We start from the raw sequence: 15,855 nt of genomic DNA, 5'->3' as shown, positions 1-15,855 counted from the left end.
TTCCCGTTGTTTCATTCCGGCATAGACCGGATTGGCGTCAAAGAGAACCGGCTTCGGTAGATCCCGCTTCCGCAAGCATCCAGTCAAGCAGCCTCACAAGATCGGGATTATCAAGCATGCGCCGTGGATAAACCAGGAAATAGGCAAGCGTGCTGGCAATGTCCGTGCCGAAGGGAGCTATCAGCGCTCCCTCGGCAAGTTCGCGGGAAACAAGCGATCGCCGCGTCAGCGCAACACCATGCCCGGCCTTGGCCGCATCCAGCGCGCCGTTGCTGTCGATGAACACGGTGCCCCCGGAGGCATCGACCTCTGTAGCGCCCGCCGTTTCCAGCCAGCGCCGCCACTCGTTGCGGTTTTCATCGTGCAGAAGCGGCACGCATTTCAGATCACCGGCCACCCGAAGCGGGCCATATTTTTCAAAGAGTTGTGGTGAGCAGACCGGCAAGGTGCTGTCGTCTATGAATCGGATGCTTTCCAACCCTTCATAGCGACCAAAACCGTGACGCACGGCCAGATCGACATCGTCCCTTGAGAAATCCACCAGCCGGTTCGTCACGCTGATACGAACATCCACTTGCGGATGTTGTTGCTGAAAGCCGGGCAATCTCGGCATCAGCCATTGCACCGCAAAAGTTGGCGTGCAGCTTAACGTTAAGACCGTAATCTCTGATCGCGCCGTCAGTTCCGCCGTCGCCTCGCGCATCATCCGGAATGCGGTGCGAAGGGAACCGTAATACCGCTCCCCTTCCCTCGTCAGCTGGATGCTGCGCGGCTTGCGGACAAACAGCTGCACGCCAAGGCGGGCTTCCAGCTCCCGGATTTGCAGGCTGACCGCGCCGGGGGTGACGTTCAACTCGTTGGAGGCAAGCGTGACACTGCGGTAGCGCGCCGCAGCCTCAAAGGCCTGCAATCCTTTCAAGGAAGGGAGTTCTGCAACCATGGTTTAGCTGAGCTCAATTATCCGACGAGAAACTATCGTTTGAAAACAGCATAATATGAGGAGTAAATAGATGCAACGGGCACGGACGTAACCAAGATTGCCAGACGACTGATTGAGGTAAACTCAACCGATATCGGGTGGCTGAACGTGGCGTTCTCTGTGACTATTTCAATTTTCCAGCGGTGGGAGAGACGAAGGTGGCAATACAAAAACAGATGGATGCCAGCGAATGGGGGATGCTTGTGGCGCTCTCGCTGCTGTGGGGCGGATCGTTCTTTTTCATCGGCATTGCCGTCAAGGAACTGCCGCCGGTCACCATCGTCACGCTGCGTGTCAGCCTCGCTGCCACGGCACTGCTGATCGTCTGCCGCATCATGGGCCTTCATCTGCCACGGCAATGGGCCGTATGGCGCGCCTTTTTCGGCATGGGCCTCCTCAACAACATCATTCCCTTCTGCCTGATCGTCTGGGGCCAGACCCATATTGCCAGCGGGTTGGCCTCGATCCTCAATGCGACGACGCCGCTCTTTACCGTCATCGTCGCCCATTTCCTCACCGCCGACGAGAAGATGACCGGCAACAAGCTGGCGGGTGTTCTCATCGGTTTTGCCGGCGTGGCGACGATGATCGGCCCGGCAGCCTTTGGCGGTGCGATCTCCGGCCTCTGGGGCCAGATTGCCATTCTCGGCGCAGCTATCTCCTATTCTTTCGCGGGCATATTCGGCCGCCGCTTCAAGGCCATGGGCGTGCCGCCACTGATGACCGCCACCGGCCAGATATCGTCTTCGACACTGATGCTGATCCCCGCCGCGCTCCTCATTGACAAGCCTTGGACGCTTGCCATGCCGAGCCTCGGCACCTGGGGCGCACTCATTGGTATCGCGCTCTTGTCCACGGCCCTGGCCTACCTCATCTTCTTTCGCATCCTTGCAACTGCCGGCGCCACCAATCTCGCGCTCGTCACCTTCCTCATTCCCGTCAGCGCCATCCTTCTCGGTTCGCTCATTCTCGGAGAACAGCTGGAAATCAAGCACTTCGCTGGAATGGCGATGATTGCCGCCGGCCTTGCCGCGATTGACGGCAGGCTGCCGGCAAAACTAAGAGATTTCCTGCGCAAGGCACCCGCTTGACAGTGACAGTTCGTAAAAGCATTCTCGCCATCATGATCGCTATCAAAACGACGACCACCCGCCATATGACGATGACCGGTCAACCGGCAGGGAAAGGCATGTCCGCGCACTGAGCGATCAACATCCACCCCTGCCGATAAGAGCAGGGGTGTCACGCCTGCTCCGAACGCGGCACAAGGAGACAGGCATGAACATGAAACCAGCGGATATTACAAACAAGCCATTCGATCTGAAGGACGTTGTCCTGCGCGCCACCCGGCTTGAAGACGTCGAAGCTTTGACGGAAATGCTCAACCTTCCCGGCGTCCGGCACGGCACGCTTCGGCAGCCTTTCCAGACAATTGAAAAGACGAGAAAATCGATAGAAAACCGAGCCCCTACCGACATCGTCATCGTCGCGGAGTGGCACGGAAAACTCGTTGGTAACGCCGGATTATACCGCAGAACGGGCAGACAGTACCATGTCGCCGATCTTGCGATGTCCGTTCACGACGATTTCGCCGGAAAGGGCGTCGGTTCAAGGCTTCTGACGGCACTCATCGACGCGGCCGACAACTGGCATGATATCCGCCGCATCGAACTGAATGTCTTCACCGACAATCTCGCCGCCCTCCGGCTCTATGAGAAACTCGGTTTCGAACGCGAGGGCACCTTGCGCAACGATGCCTATCGCGACGGCAAATATGTGGATGCCTACGTCATGGCGCGTCTGCGCTGATGTTTCAGGCGGACAAATGATCGGCAATCACTTCCCGAATGGTCCGACGTGACCATTCGGCCAGTTTCTCATCACGTCCACGTTGAGCCTCAAGCGTGATCAACGCCTTCCACAGCGCCCAGCCGCGCCCGCGCTGCCATGTGGCATTGTCGAGATCCATCGCCTGGCGAAAGACGTTCCGGCTTTCGGCGTCGAGCACGTTCCATGCCAGAATGAGATCGGAAGATGGGTCTCCGACGCCGGAACTGCCGAAGTCTATGACGGCTGAGAGGCGGCCATCTCTCACCAGCAGATTGCCTTCGGCAATATCGCCATGCACCCAAACGCCCTGGCCCTGCCAGCTGCTCGAAAGAGCAAGCTGCCATATTTCCATGGCCAGCCTCTGATCGACCTCATCGGCGAGGCGCAACGTCGCCGCCCTCGCCTCGCCGTCATAGACCGCAAGCGACCCACCGCGGTGGAAATTTTGCTCGCCCGCAAGCGGACCATCCGTCGCATCGATGCCCTGCAGGGATTTCAAAAACGCTGCTACGTCGACGGCTATTGTTGCGAGATTTATATGCCCAAGATGCCGGGCGAGAGGCTCGCCATCAAGCCAGCCATAAACGGACCATGGAAACGGATAATCTTGTCCCGGCTCCCCAATCGCCAATGGCTTTGGGATCGGAAGAGGCAAAAGAGGCGCAAGCTTCGGCAGCCAGCGATGCTCCTTCTCCACCTGTGCCACATAGCGGCCAGCGCTCGGCAGGCGAACGAGCATATTATCACCAAGGCGGAAGCTGCGATTATCCCAGCCGCTCAGTTCCACTGGCCTGACATCAAGCTCCGCCCATTGCGGAAACTGGCTTGCCATCAGCGCTCGCACCTGCTGCCTAGAGATGACGATGCGGTCATCCATGTCCCGTCCCCCGTTTCAGGATGAGACCCATAGCGGCGCGAAACAACGAGGCGATGACGGTGCTTCAGCCACCGATCAGCGCCAGCCACTCGTCCTCGTCCATGGTCTGAACGCCCAGCTCCGCCGCCTTGGCAAGCTTGGAACCTGCCCCCGGCCCGGCCACCAGAATATCCGTCTTCTTCGATACGGAACCGGCCACCTTGGCGCCCAGACTTTCCGCACGGGCCTTGGCCTCGTCGCGCGTGAATTTTTCCAGAGACCCGGTAAAGACCACCGTCTTGCCCGCCACCGGGCTGCCTTCGGTCGAGGGCTTCTCGGCCTCCTTTGGCCGCAGCTCCCGTATCAGCCGGTCGATGACATCGAGATTGCGCGGTTCCTTGTAGAATTCGATGATGGCGCGCGCCACGACCTCGCCGATGCCATCGATACTGTTGAGTTCGGCCCAGGCATCGCTCGCCGGGTCGGCTGCCGCCTTCATGGCTTCCTCGAAATGCTCATAGGTGCCATAGGAACGCGCCAGAAGCTTCGCCGTGGTTTCACCGACGTGACGAATGCCGAGAGCGAAGATCAACCGATGCAGATCGATCTCGCGGCGGGCATCGATGGCATCGAACAGTTTCTTGACGCTGACCTTGCCGAAACCATCTATGTTTTCGAGCTTGGTAAGATGCGATGCCTCCTGCCGCGCCTTCAGCGTGAAAATATCAGGCGCGGTCTTGATGGAGAGGGCCGGATCCTCGCTTTCGAAGAAGAAATCGATCTGCTTGGTACCCAACCCCTCGATATCGAAAGCATTGCGTGAGACGAAATGTTTTAGATGCTCGACCGCCTGCGCCCGGCAGACGAAACCGCCGGTGCAACGCGTGACCGAATCAAGCTTGCCGGTCTTTTCATTGCGCTCCCGCACCGCATGGCTGCCGCACACAGGACATTTCTCCGGAAACGCATATTTCACCGCCTCAGCCGGGCGCTTCTCCAGAAGCACATCCAGCACCTGCGGAATGACATCGCCTGCACGCTGCACGATGACAGTATCGCCAATGCGGATATCATGATCCTCGGGCCGAATGCGCTCGCCGCTATTGCCGATACCCTCGATGTAATCGGCATTGTGTAGCGTCGCATTGGTGACGACGACGCCGCCGACGGTAATCGGGGTGAGACGCGCAACCGGTGTCAGCGCGCCGGTGCGCCCTACCTGGATTTCAATGTTCTCGACCGTGGTGAAGGCCTGTTCGGCCGGGAACTTGTGTGCGGTGGCCCAGCGCGGGCTGCGCGAACGGAAACCCAGCCGTTCCTGAAGGTCCAGCCGGTCGACCTTGTAGACCACGCCGTCGATATCGTAATCGAGATCGGGTCGCGCGACGCCGATTTCATTATAATGTTCAAGCAATTGTTCGGCAGACGTGAATCGCTTCATCAGCGGATTGACCGGGAAACCCCATTCCCGGAATTTCTCGACGATACCATATTGCGTGTCGGCAATCCGCGTCGGCTGGCCGCCATTGGAGACCTCGCCAAGAGCATAGGCAAAGAACCGCAGCTTGCGTTTCGCCGTCACCTTGGCGTCAAGCTGGCGCAGCGAACCGGAGGCCGTGTTGCGCGGGTTCACGTAGGTCTGCTTGCCATCGGCCTCCATCTGGGCATTGAGCGCCATGAAGTCGCTCTTGGCCATATAGACCTCGCCGCGCACCTCCACCACATCGGGTACATCGGCAGGCAGCTGGTTCGGAATTTCCTTGATGGTCTTGATATTGGCGGTGACGTTCTCGCCCGTCGTGCCGTCGCCACGTGTTGCCGCCGTCTTCAGCTTGCCGTTCTCGTAGCGGATGGACATGGAAAGTCCGTCGATCTTCGGTTCGGCGGTAAAAGCAATCGAATCATCCGGCAGGTGCCCGAGGAAGCGATAGACCGAACTGACGAAATCGCGCAGATCACCTTCAGAAAACGTATTGTCGAGTGACAGCATCGGCCGCGCATGCACGATGGGCGCGAAGGTGGGAAGCGGCGTGAAGCCGACTTTCTTCGAAGGGCTGTCGGCCCGCACCAGCGCCGGGAAAGCCGCCTCTATGGCATCGTTGCGCCGCTTCAGCGCATCGTAGTCCGCGTCCGAAATTTCCGGCGCGTCCTTGCCATGATAAAGCGCATCGTGGCGGGAAAGCTCGGCTGCCAGAAATGCCAGCTCGGAAGAGGCCTCAAGCTCGGTCAGGTTTTCGACGGGAATCTGGTCTTTCGACATGGAAGAAGCCTCACGGATGAATCTGCAATGCTTTTAGCGAATTATTGGCAAACGCAAAACCATCCTCGCTTTTCAACAGGCGGGAATCCGCTATTCTGAGCATCCGGATGAAACGGAAGCCGGAGCCCCCATGGAACTCGCCACCCTCATTGCCTTTGCAGCAGCCTTCTTCGTGTTCGCGGCCAGCCCCGGCCCGGACAATATGACGATCGTCGCCCGCACCATCACCCATGGTGCCGCCTCCGGCCTCGCCTATGGGGCCGGAACCGTTGCAGGAATATTGATATTCCTCACGCTTGCAGCCTTCGGCCTGTCGATCCTCGCCGCCGAAATGGGAACGGTGATGGCGGTGCTGCGCTATGGCGGCGCGGCCTATCTCATCTGGATGGGCTTCAAACTCTGGACAGCGGAACCTGTGGTTCCCGATCTGCAACCCATGAATGGCCGCCATAGCCTTCTTTCGATATTCGCCACGGGAACCGCGCTCAATCTCGGAAATCCGAAAATGCCACTCTTTTACGTGGCATTGCTACCGAACGTTGTCGGCGCCTCGCTGACGGTCGATCACCTTCTGGCGCTGACATCCGTCATCGTCGTGGTGGAGGCGGTTGTGATCGGCGCTCATGTGGTTCTGGCTGTGCGGGCAAGAAAGCTGCTGCGTGAGCCAAGAATTGTCCGCAGGGTGAACCGGGCTGCGGGCGGCGTCATGATCGGCTCCGGCGTGGCGGTTGCCGTCAGCCGTTAATCCTTGGCGGCAAGCAGGCGGGCGGCGGCAGCCCTCGCCTCATCGGTCACCGAGGCACCGGCAAGCATGCGGGCGATTTCTTCGGTGCGATGTTTCGGCTCCATGGTAGCGACACGCGTGGCGATGCGCTCGGTTCCGTCGCCGGAGGGGCCTTTGGAAATGAGAAGATGTGTGGCCGCCCGCGCGGCCACCTGGGGCGCGTGGGTGACGGACAGAACCTGGACGGTTTTCGACAGACGACGCAGCCTCTGGCCAATGGCATCTGCCACAGCGCCGCCAACGCCCGTGTCGATTTCGTCGAACACCAGTGTCGGTGCCGATCCACGATCAGCCAGCGCGACTTTAAGCGCCAGCAGGAAACGGGACAATTCGCCGCCAGAAGCGACTTTCATGATCGGGCCGGGCCGCGTTCCAGGATTGGTCTGAACGTGGAATTCCACGATGTCGATACCGTCAGCCGTCGCTTGCTCCGGGTCGGAGCTGACTTCGACGGTAAAACGTGCCCGCTCCAGCTTGAGCGCCGGAAGCTCAGCCATGACAGCTTCGGAAAGCGCATTCGCCGCATTGTGGCGTTTTTCGGAAAGCGATTTGGCCGCGTGGTCGAAATCGGCTTTCACAACGCCGAGATTGGCTTCAAGTTTGCCGAGCTTTTCTTCGCCCGCATCGAGGTCGGCGAGATCCGCGACCATTTTTTCCGCAAGCGCCGGTAGATCAGGCACCGCGACATTATATTTGCGTCCGGCGGCGCGTAGCGCAAACAGCCGTTCCTCCACCCGCTCCAGCTCGCGTGGATCGAACTCGGTGCGGCGAAGTGCGGCCTCCACTTCCATCTGCGCGTTGGAAAGGCTGTCGAGCGCGGCATCCAGCAATTGCACGGTGTCTTCCAGCAATCCCGGCGCCTCGTGGCTCTTGCGTTCCAGGCGCCGCATCATGGATGCGATCATGGGCACTGGCGAGGCGTTGCCGTTCAGGAACTCGCTCGCTTCGGCGATATCACCGGCAATACGTTCGGATTTCTGCATCACCGCCCGACGTTCGGCAAGCTCCTCCTCCTCGCCGTCGCGCGGCGAGAGCACCTCAAGCTCCTCGACGGAGGAACGCAGATAGTCCGCCTCTCGGGCAGCAGCCTCAACCTTGGCACGATGGGTTTTCAACGCCCGCTCGGCGTCCTTCCATGTGCGGTAGAAACCCTGAACGGCACGGGCATCGTCGCTCAGCCCGGCAAAAGCATCCAGCAGCGTGCGGTGGGCATCGGTATCAACAAGAGCGCGGTCGTCGTGCTGGCCGTGAATTTCGACCAGTAGCTGCCCCAGCTGACGCATCATCTGCACGCTGATGGCCTGATCGTTGATATAGGCCTTTGTGCGTCCGTCTGCGGATTGCACGCGGCGGAAAATCAGGTCGCCATCGTCATCCAGACCGTTTTCGCGCAGGAGATGCCGTGTGGGGTGGCTGTTCGGAACTTCGAAAGTGGCAGTGACCTGTCCCTTCTCTTCCCCGTGGCGCACCAGACCGCCATCGCCGCGGCCGCCGAGGGCCAGCGACAGGCTGTCAAGCAGAATGGATTTGCCCGCGCCCGTCTCACCCGTCAACACGGAAAGGCCCGCCTCAAAGCCGAGGTCGAGCCTTTCAATCAGAACGATGTCACGAATCGAGAGCTGGACCAGCATGGCCTATGCCCTGTCTCAGGCGCCGATAAGCTTCTTGCCGGCGCGCGAAATCCAGGACCCCTTGTTTTCACGCGGCTCCAACCCACCGCCCTTCAGCAGCTTGTAGGAATCCGCATACCATTGGCTGTCGGGATAGTTGTTGCCGAGAACGGCGGCAGCAGTCTGCGCCTCGTCGGAAAGACCCATAGCATAATAGGATTCCGTCAGACGGGCCAGCGCTTCCTCGATCTGGTTGGTGTTCTGGTATTGCTCGACGACGATACGGAAACGCGAAACGGCGGCGAGATATTCCTTGCGCTCAAGGTAATAACGGCCGACCTGCATTTCGCGGCCGGCGAGCTGGTCGCGGGCGAAACGGATCTTGGCCTGCGCGTCAGCGACATATTCCGAATCAGGGTAGTCGTTGACCACCTTGCTCATCGCCTCGACCGTGCGCTGCGCGGCGCGCTGGTCCTGAGTCACGTCGGAAATCTGCTTAGAATAGGCAAGACCGATCATGTACTGAACGTAAGCGGCATCCTTGGAGCGCGGATATTGGCGCAGGAATCGGCTGCCCGACGCGATGGCCACGTCGTTCTTGTTGGTGCGCGTGGCGATGAAGGTCTGCATCACAAGCGCCTTCTGGCCCCATTCAGTGAAGGGATATTGCTTGTCGATCGCCTCGAACTTGCGTGAGGCTTCCGTCATGTTGCCGGCGTTCATGTTGGCAAGCCCCTGCTTGTACAGAACGTCTGGCGGATCGGTCTCGACGCCGAGCTTGGTAATGTCGATATCCGGATCGGACTGGCAGGCCGTGACGGCAACACTCGCACCGACCAACATCAACGAAACGGCGATCCCCCGCATCGTACCCTTCATTGCACCAGACCCTACATGCTTCATTCGACAGTTCCCACTTCCCGCGCAAATACATAAGCATCGGCTTTGCACTGGCGTTTCTAGCCATAAAAGCATCTGCAGGGCAACGCAATGATGATGCATTAACGCATTTTTATGGCATCGGCCCATGCAATCGCATGAATATCAGGCGGTATGACAAAACATCCCGCCCCTCATCGTGAAAAAGCCGCCCCGAAACGGAGCGGCTTTTCCTGTCAATCAATAGCCTGCAAACAAACTCAAGCGGACCAGGGTGCAAATTCCGGCATGTTGACCGGGACGAATTCGCGGGCACGTACCTGGTTGCGGGCGGCCGGAGCCTCCACGATCTCATAGGCCGAGCGGTCGCTCAGCAAAGCCTTCAGCGCGTTGGCATTGACCTTGTGGCCGCCGCGATAGGAGCGATAGCAACCGATGAACTGCGCACCGGCAAGTGCCAGGTCGCCCACGGCGTCCAGCGTCTTATGGCGAACGAATTCGTCCTTGGCATAACGCAGGCCTTCCATGTTGATGACGCTGTTGTCGTCGGAGATGACAACAGAGTTTTCAAGCGAGGAGCCGAGTGCGTAACCGGCAGCCCACAGGCGCTCCACGTCACGCATGAAGCCGAAGGTGCGGGCGCGCGAAAGCTCGTTCTTGAACGTATCCGCCGTCAGGTCGCCCTTCCAGGACTGCTTGCCGATCAGTGGCGTGTCGAAATCGATATCGACCTCGAACCGTGTGCCGTCGTAAGGGCGGAACTCCGCCCAGGACGCACCCGAATCGATGCGCACCGGCTTGATGACGCGGATATAGCGGCGCTTCACACCAAGGTTCTTGATGCCAGCCGATTCGATCGCATCGATAAATGGCGCAGAGCTGCCGTCCATGATCGGCACTTCCGGACCGTCGACCTCAACGACGAGGTTATCGAGGCCCATGGCGTAGATGGCAGCCATGACGTGCTCGACCGTTGCCACTGACTGGGATAGCGAGCGGCCGAGCACGGTGCACAGATCGGTATTGCCGACATTGGAAGACACCGCCTTCAACTCGGTTACGCTGCCATTTTCATGAAGGCGCTGAAACACGATGCCCGTTCCTGCTTCTGCGGGCTGGAACGTCATCGAAGCCGGATTGCCGGAATGCACGCCAATGCCCTTGAGCTGAACAGCATTTGCGATAGTCGTCTGAAATCCGAGCAGTCCGATAGTCATGCGTATATGCCTTGTTTTGAAAACCGCGCCGTATATTCAGCGCCGTTCAAGTTTTTCAAGCCGGTTTCAACAACCGGCGAGGTCAATGTTTTCCCTTACCCAGCCTCATACATACGCACATGAAAGTGCCAGGACAAATCACTGTTCGTTTCGGATTGTTACACGCACAAGCCATTGAAAAGATGAATTAATTTACTGTTAATAACGCACAATAAAACAAAACGCCCGGGTCGTGTGACCCGGGCGTTTGGAGAGGCGAACGGAATCGCTGTTAGTTGGACTGGCGACGCAGGAACGCCGGAATTTCCAGCTGGTCGTCGTCATGGTGGCTTGCCGAAGAAGGCGTCGCACGACCGTGATCGTCAAGCTGGCCACGACGCGGAGCGTAGAGGCTGGCTTCCGGCGAAAGTGCGCGGCGCTGCTGCGGCGCCATGCTCGGCGCATCCATCATTTCGGAAGGAACTTCTTCCTCTTCGCGTCGGCCAAGCGAGTTGGTGATGCGCTTCAGAAGACCCATCGGGCCACGCTCTTCCTGGGCTGCAGGAGCTGCGTGGGCACGGTGATCCATCTCGGCCTTCACGACCGGCGGAAAGTCCTCGACCTTCGGCATGCGGACAGGCTCGGGCTGGCGGGCAACAGGAGCCTGCTCCTGATAGACCGGAGCCTGCGGCTGCTGCAGACGCGGAGCGGCAACCTGTTCCGGCGCGTGATAGACCGGTGCCGGGGCAACCGGTGCCGGAGCAGCCTGCTGAACCGGCTGGGCCGGACGGAGAGCCGCCGGTGCTTCAGCCGGAGCAGATGCAAAAAGCTTGCTCTGCGGACGGAAATCCTGAGAGGGCTGCTGGTGTGCTGCGAAACCAAGTTCACGTTCCATTTCGGCTTCCGCCGAACGGATGGTCTGGGCGATCTGGTCTACGGTCTTTGGTGCCTGCGATACTGCTTGTGCAGGCTGAACTGCGGCCGGAGCGGGAGCAACGGCCGCGGAAGGACGGATAAGCGGCTTGGCGGCTGCGGCGCGCATATCGGCAACGTTCTGTTCGCCAACGCCCGCAACGCGGTCGATGCCGGTCGCGACGACGGAGACGCGGATGAGACCTTCAAGTGCCTCGTCGAAGGTTGCGCCGAGGATGATGTTCGCATCCGGATCGACTTCTTCGCGAATACGGGTAGCCGCTTCGTCGACTTCGAACAGGGTAAGATCGCGACCGCCGGTGATGGAGATCAGGAGGCCCTGTGCGCCCTTCATCGAGGTTTCGTCGAGCAGCGGGTTGGCGATTGCCGCTTCCGCAGCCTGCATCGCACGGCCCGGACCGGAAGCTTCGCCAGTACCCATCATTGCGCGGCCCATTTCACGCATGACCGAGCGAACGTCAGCGAAGTCGAGGTTGATGAGACCTTCCTTCACCATCAGATCGGTAATGCAGGCAACGCCGGAATAGAGAACCTGGTCAGCCATAGCGAAGGCATCGGCAAAGGTCGTCTTGTCGTTGGCAATGCGGAAGAGGTTCTGGTTCGGAATGACGATCAGCGTATCGACGGACTTCTGCAGTTCCTCGATGCCCTGTTCGGCAAGACGCATGCGGCGACCGCCTTCGAAATGGAAAGGCTTGGTAACGACGCCGACCGTCAGGATACCCTTGTTGCGGGCAGCCTGTGCGACGACAGGTGCAGCACCCGTGCCGGTACCACCACCCATGCCGGCAGTGACGAAGCACATGTGGGTGCCGTTCAGGTGATCGATGATCTCATCGATGCATTCTTCAGCGGCGGCGCGTCCGACTTCCGGCTGGGAACCGGCACCGAGACCCTCGGTGACGTTGACGCCGAGCTGGATGACCCGGTCTGCCTTCGTCATGGTCAGAGCCTGTGCATCCGTGTTGGCGACGACGAAATCGACACCCTGGAGGCCAGCCGTGATCATGTTGTTGACAGCGTTACCGCCACCGCCGCCCACACCGAAAACAGTGATGCGTGGCTTCAGCTCGGTGATATCAGGCTTTTGCAGCTGTATCGTCATTTTACCATTCCTTCTTTCTCTGGCCGCATCGCCCCGCTGGCCGATTCTTGAAAACTCAACTTGGAAACCTCAGGCTCACGCCACGAGGCTACTCAGAAACTCTCTTTCAGCCATTGCCCTACCCGGGCTATCCGGCCGCTACCCGTACCAAACGGCGAGAACATTCCGCCTTGCGCCGCATGAATTTCGATGTCCGCCACCTGCGGATAGATCATCAGTCCGCATGCGGTTGAAAATGCCGGTCCCTTTGCCGCAACCGGAAGACCCGCAACCCCCATCGGGCGGCCGATACGAACGTTGCGGGCAAGAATGCGCCGTGCCGTTTCCGGCAGCCCCGTCAGCTGGCTCGCGCCGCCCGTCAGGACAACACGTTTGCCGACGATGGGGCTGAAGCCGGACTTCTGGATACGATCACGGATCAATTCCAGCGTCTCTTCGATACGCGCCCGCACGATGCGGGTAACAAGTGCCCTTGAAACTTGCGATGGTTGATCGCGATCATCTTCGCCAATCGGCGGGATCGAAATCATGTCGCGCTCATCCGCGCCATTCAGCAAAGCCGAACCATGCACCACCTTCAGTCTCTCCGCATCTTCGATTCGTGTCGAGAGGCCTCGTGCAAGATCTGTCGTAACGTGATGGCCGCCAAGGCCGATCGCGTCGGTATGAATGAGACGGCCTTCGGCGAAAACCGAGATCGTCGTGGTGCCGCCGCCCATGTCGATGGCGGCACAGCCAAGCTCGACCTCGTCATCGACCAGTGCCGCAAGACCGCTGGCATAGGGCGTCGCCACCATGCCCTCGACCGAGAGATGCGCGCGATTGACGCAAAGCTCGAGGTTCTTCAGCGCCGTGCGTTCGACAGTCACCACGTGCATGTCGACACCGAGAAGATCGCCATACATCGACAGCGGATCACGAATGCCGCGCTCGCCATCCAGCGAATAGCCTGTTGGTAGCGAATGCAGGATCGCCCGGTCCTGACGCATGGACTGCTGGCTCGCCGCCACCAGAACCTTGCGCAGGTCGCTTGCTTCGACTTCCTGTCCGCCGAGATCGATGCTCGCGGTATAGATGTCGCTTGCCAGCCTGCCGGCGGAAACATTGACGATCAGGCTGTCGACGGTCAGGCCTGCCATGCGCTCGGCCGCATCCACCGAAAGACGGATCACGCCTTCGAGCGCGTCAAGATCGGCGATCACGCCGGATTTCACACCGCGCGAGCGCTGGTGACCAATGCCGATGATTTCCACCTTGTGGGTGCGACCCGGCAGGATTTCGCTTTCCTGGCGCGGCGTCAGCCGTCCGATCATGCAAACGACCTTGGTCGAGCCGATGTCGAGCACCGAGACGATGTGGCTGCGCTTGGAAGACAGCGGCTTCAGGCGAGGCAGACCGAAATGGGAAGAACCAAAAAAGCTCATGTGTTCTTCTCCGCTTTCTTGAGTGCCTTCGTGCGTGCATCTACCGCCGTCTGGCGGCGCTCTGCTGCACCTTCGGTCAACTGGATCGTGGTGCGGTCCGTCAGACGCAGATCGACGGCAGCGACATCACGCGACAGAACCTTTTCCTCGAGATCGAGCCGTGCCAGCAATTGCAGTGCCTGCGGCAGGTTCTCTTCCGGCAGCTTGACGACAATGCCGTTGTCGAGATGCAGATCCCAGCGGCGGCCGGCAATGCGAACATAGGCGCGAACGCGGTTGCGAATTTCCGGCCAATCGGCCAGTTGCGCGACGAAACCGGCAGCGCCCGTTTCCGCGTCACGTCCGACGAACAGCGGCAGGGCGGCAAATTTATTGTCACGCAGCGGCGCGATCACGCTGCCGCTTTTTTCGATCAGCGACAGTTCCGTGCCATGCTGCCAGATGCCGAAAGCTTCACGCTCCTTCAGGCGAACCTCAACCGTCTTCGGGTAGACCTTGCGGATATCAACATCTTCGACCCAGGGAAGCTGGACGAGCTTGCGGCGTGCCGCATCGATATCAAGCGCAATCAGGGAGGTGCTGCCGTCAAGGCCGAGAAGCTGGAAGACTTCGATTTCCGATGTCTGCAAATTGCCGGATACCTTGACGTCCTCAACCGCAAAACCGGCGGCCGAGGTCGTGGTCTGGGTGACGATATTCGTATGTCCGCCAAGCGACATGCCGTAAAGCCCGATCACCGCGTAAAAGGCAACAGCCGAAATCGTGCCGGTATGGGCGGGAATGTGGATGCGTCCGGTCGCAAGGCTGACACCGAAACGCACGAAACGACGCAGCGGACGCGGCAGCACCCTGCGATCGTCGGCATTTGCCGTCGCCACGAATTGCTCGCGCTTTTTTGCCGTCGACTTTTTGCCGGTCACCGCAAACACGAAGCGTCCTCCACCATCCAGCTGACAAGGTTACCAAAGGAGCGGCCAGCATGGGCCGCCATTTCCGGCACCAGGGAGGTCGGCGTCATGCCCGGCTGCGTATTCACTTCAAGCCAGATAACTTCGCCATCTTCTGAGAAGCGGTCGTCGTAACGAAAGTCTGAACGGCTTACGCCACGGCACCCGATCGCCCGATGCGCCATAACCGCCAGTGTTTGAATTTTTTGGTAAATTTTTGGTGAAATTTCTGCCGGAATGACATGCTTTGAGCCACCGGCTGCGTATTTAGCGTCATAATCATAGAAATTGTGACCCAGCGGCACCACTTCCGTAACACCTAGCGCCTCGCCGTCGAGCACGCCGCAGGTCAGTTCGCGACCATGGATGTAACGCTCGACCATGACGTGATCGCCGTAACGCCATTCGGACGAGGTAAGGATTTGCGGCGGATGCGACTGGTCTTCCTTGACGATCACCACACCGAAGCTCGAGCCTTCGCGCACCGGCTTCACGACGTAGGGCGGCGCAAGCGGATGTTCGCTGGTGAATTCGAACCGGTTCATGACGCGTTCGTCAGCCACCGGAATGCCAGCAGCCGCAGCCACTTTCTTGGCCTGCGTCTTGTCCATGGCAAGTGCAGAAGCAAGCACGCCGGAATGTGTATAGGGAATGGCGAGATATTCGAGAATGCCCTGAATGGTGCCGTCTTCACCGAAGGGGCCATGCAGCGCATTGAAGGCGACATCCGGGCGCAGTTCGCCGAGTACGGCGGCGATATCGCGCCCCACATCGACCCGGGTGACCTTGTACCCCTCGCCCTCAAGGGCGAGCGCGCAAGCGTTCCCGGACGAGAGGCTGACCGGCCGCTCCGACGAAAACCCACCCAAAAGAACAGCTACGTGCTTGCCGCCCATCGATACCTCTGACACCAAATCTCCGCTACGATCCGCACCGGAACCAACCGAATTTGACGAACGGTGATTCTGGCACATGATCCTTGAGATCAGTTAAACGCCATTAAGGTTAATGAATCGTTTACTTTCGTTAACCGCCGCGCCCAACATGCCAGT

13 protein-coding genes are annotated in these 15,855 nt (G+C 59.5%); 3 read left to right on the top strand and 10 right to left on the bottom strand.

Annotation, left to right across the window (positions count from 1 at the left end; genetic code table 11):
• Nucleotides 1-37 precede the first annotated feature (37 nt).
• Complete coding sequence (gcvA, locus tag J5276_RS03725; protein ID WP_003513188.1) at nucleotides 38-940, bottom strand: transcriptional regulator GcvA; 903 nt, start codon at nucleotides 938-940, stop codon at nucleotides 38-40.
• Between the two features lie 197 nt (nucleotides 941-1,137).
• On the opposite strand from gcvA, the gene J5276_RS03720 reads away from it, so the two are divergent.
• The gene (locus tag J5276_RS03720) at nucleotides 1,138-2,070 is read left to right on the top strand and encodes a DMT family transporter (RefSeq protein WP_025594031.1); all 933 of its coding nucleotides are present in this window, start codon (nucleotides 1,138-1,140) and stop codon (nucleotides 2,068-2,070) included.
• A gap of 187 nt (nucleotides 2,071-2,257) precedes the next feature.
• Entirely contained in the window at nucleotides 2,258-2,788 is a 531-nt protein-coding gene (locus J5276_RS03715; protein WP_112154024.1) for a GNAT family N-acetyltransferase, read from the top strand.
• 4 nt (nucleotides 2,789-2,792) lie between these two features.
• On the opposite strand, the gene J5276_RS03710 is transcribed toward J5276_RS03715, so the two are convergent.
• Both J5276_RS03710 and ligA read right to left on the bottom strand, forming a co-directional pair.
• On the bottom strand, nucleotides 2,793-3,686 hold the full coding sequence (locus J5276_RS03710; RefSeq protein WP_112154025.1) for an aminoglycoside phosphotransferase family protein: 894 nt from the start codon (nucleotides 3,684-3,686) through the stop codon (nucleotides 2,793-2,795).
• Nucleotides 3,687-3,750: 64 nt separating this feature from the next.
• Nucleotides 3,751-5,925 (bottom strand): NAD-dependent DNA ligase LigA, encoded by a 2,175-nt coding sequence (gene ligA, locus J5276_RS03705; RefSeq protein WP_112178836.1) that lies wholly within the window; start codon nucleotides 5,923-5,925, stop codon nucleotides 3,751-3,753.
• Between the two features lie 130 nt (nucleotides 5,926-6,055).
• Here ligA and J5276_RS03700 point away from each other — a divergent pair, with 130 nt between their 5' ends.
• Nucleotides 6,056-6,670: a LysE family translocator gene (locus tag J5276_RS03700; protein ID WP_112154027.1), complete on the top strand. Its 615-nt coding sequence runs from the start codon at nucleotides 6,056-6,058 to the stop codon at nucleotides 6,668-6,670.
• Here J5276_RS03700 and recN read toward each other — a convergent pair.
• The 7 genes from recN to J5276_RS03665 form a co-directional block, all read right to left on the bottom strand.
• On the bottom strand, nucleotides 6,667-8,340 hold the full coding sequence (recN, locus tag J5276_RS03695) for a DNA repair protein RecN (RefSeq protein WP_003513199.1): 1,674 nt from the start codon (nucleotides 8,338-8,340) through the stop codon (nucleotides 6,667-6,669). The genes J5276_RS03700 and recN overlap by 4 nt on opposite strands.
• Nucleotides 8,341-8,355: 15 nt before the next feature.
• A complete protein-coding gene (locus J5276_RS03690) occupies nucleotides 8,356-9,222 on the bottom strand; it encodes an outer membrane protein assembly factor BamD (RefSeq protein ID WP_003513201.1) in 867 nt (288 codons plus the stop codon).
• Nucleotides 9,223-9,458: 236 nt separating this feature from the next.
• The gene (gene lpxC / locus J5276_RS03685) at nucleotides 9,459-10,415 is read right to left on the bottom strand and encodes a UDP-3-O-acyl-N-acetylglucosamine deacetylase (RefSeq protein ID WP_003513204.1); all 957 of its coding nucleotides are present in this window, start codon (nucleotides 10,413-10,415) and stop codon (nucleotides 9,459-9,461) included.
• Nucleotides 10,416-10,686: 271 nt separating this feature from the next.
• A complete protein-coding gene (gene ftsZ / locus J5276_RS03680; protein ID WP_003513206.1) occupies nucleotides 10,687-12,432 on the bottom strand; it encodes a cell division protein FtsZ in 1,746 nt (581 codons plus the stop codon).
• A gap of 92 nt (nucleotides 12,433-12,524) precedes the next feature.
• Complete coding sequence (gene ftsA, locus J5276_RS03675; RefSeq protein WP_003513208.1) at nucleotides 12,525-13,856, bottom strand: cell division protein FtsA; 1,332 nt, start codon at nucleotides 13,854-13,856, stop codon at nucleotides 12,525-12,527.
• Nucleotides 13,853-14,785, bottom strand: coding sequence for a cell division protein FtsQ/DivIB (locus J5276_RS03670; protein WP_003513210.1), 933 nt, complete (start codon nucleotides 14,783-14,785; stop codon nucleotides 13,853-13,855). The genes ftsA and J5276_RS03670 overlap by 4 nt, the downstream gene beginning before the upstream one ends.
• The gene (locus tag J5276_RS03665; protein WP_112154028.1) at nucleotides 14,773-15,699 is read right to left on the bottom strand and encodes a D-alanine--D-alanine ligase; all 927 of its coding nucleotides are present in this window, start codon (nucleotides 15,697-15,699) and stop codon (nucleotides 14,773-14,775) included. The genes J5276_RS03670 and J5276_RS03665 overlap by 13 nt, the downstream gene beginning before the upstream one ends.
• Nucleotides 15,700-15,855: the final 156 nt, after the last annotated feature.

The sequence above is a fragment of the Agrobacterium sp. S7/73 genome, from assembly GCF_019355535.1.
Lineage (GTDB): Bacteria > Pseudomonadota > Alphaproteobacteria > Rhizobiales > Rhizobiaceae > Agrobacterium > Agrobacterium tumefaciens.
This window is presented reverse-complemented; position numbering and strand designations above follow the sequence as displayed.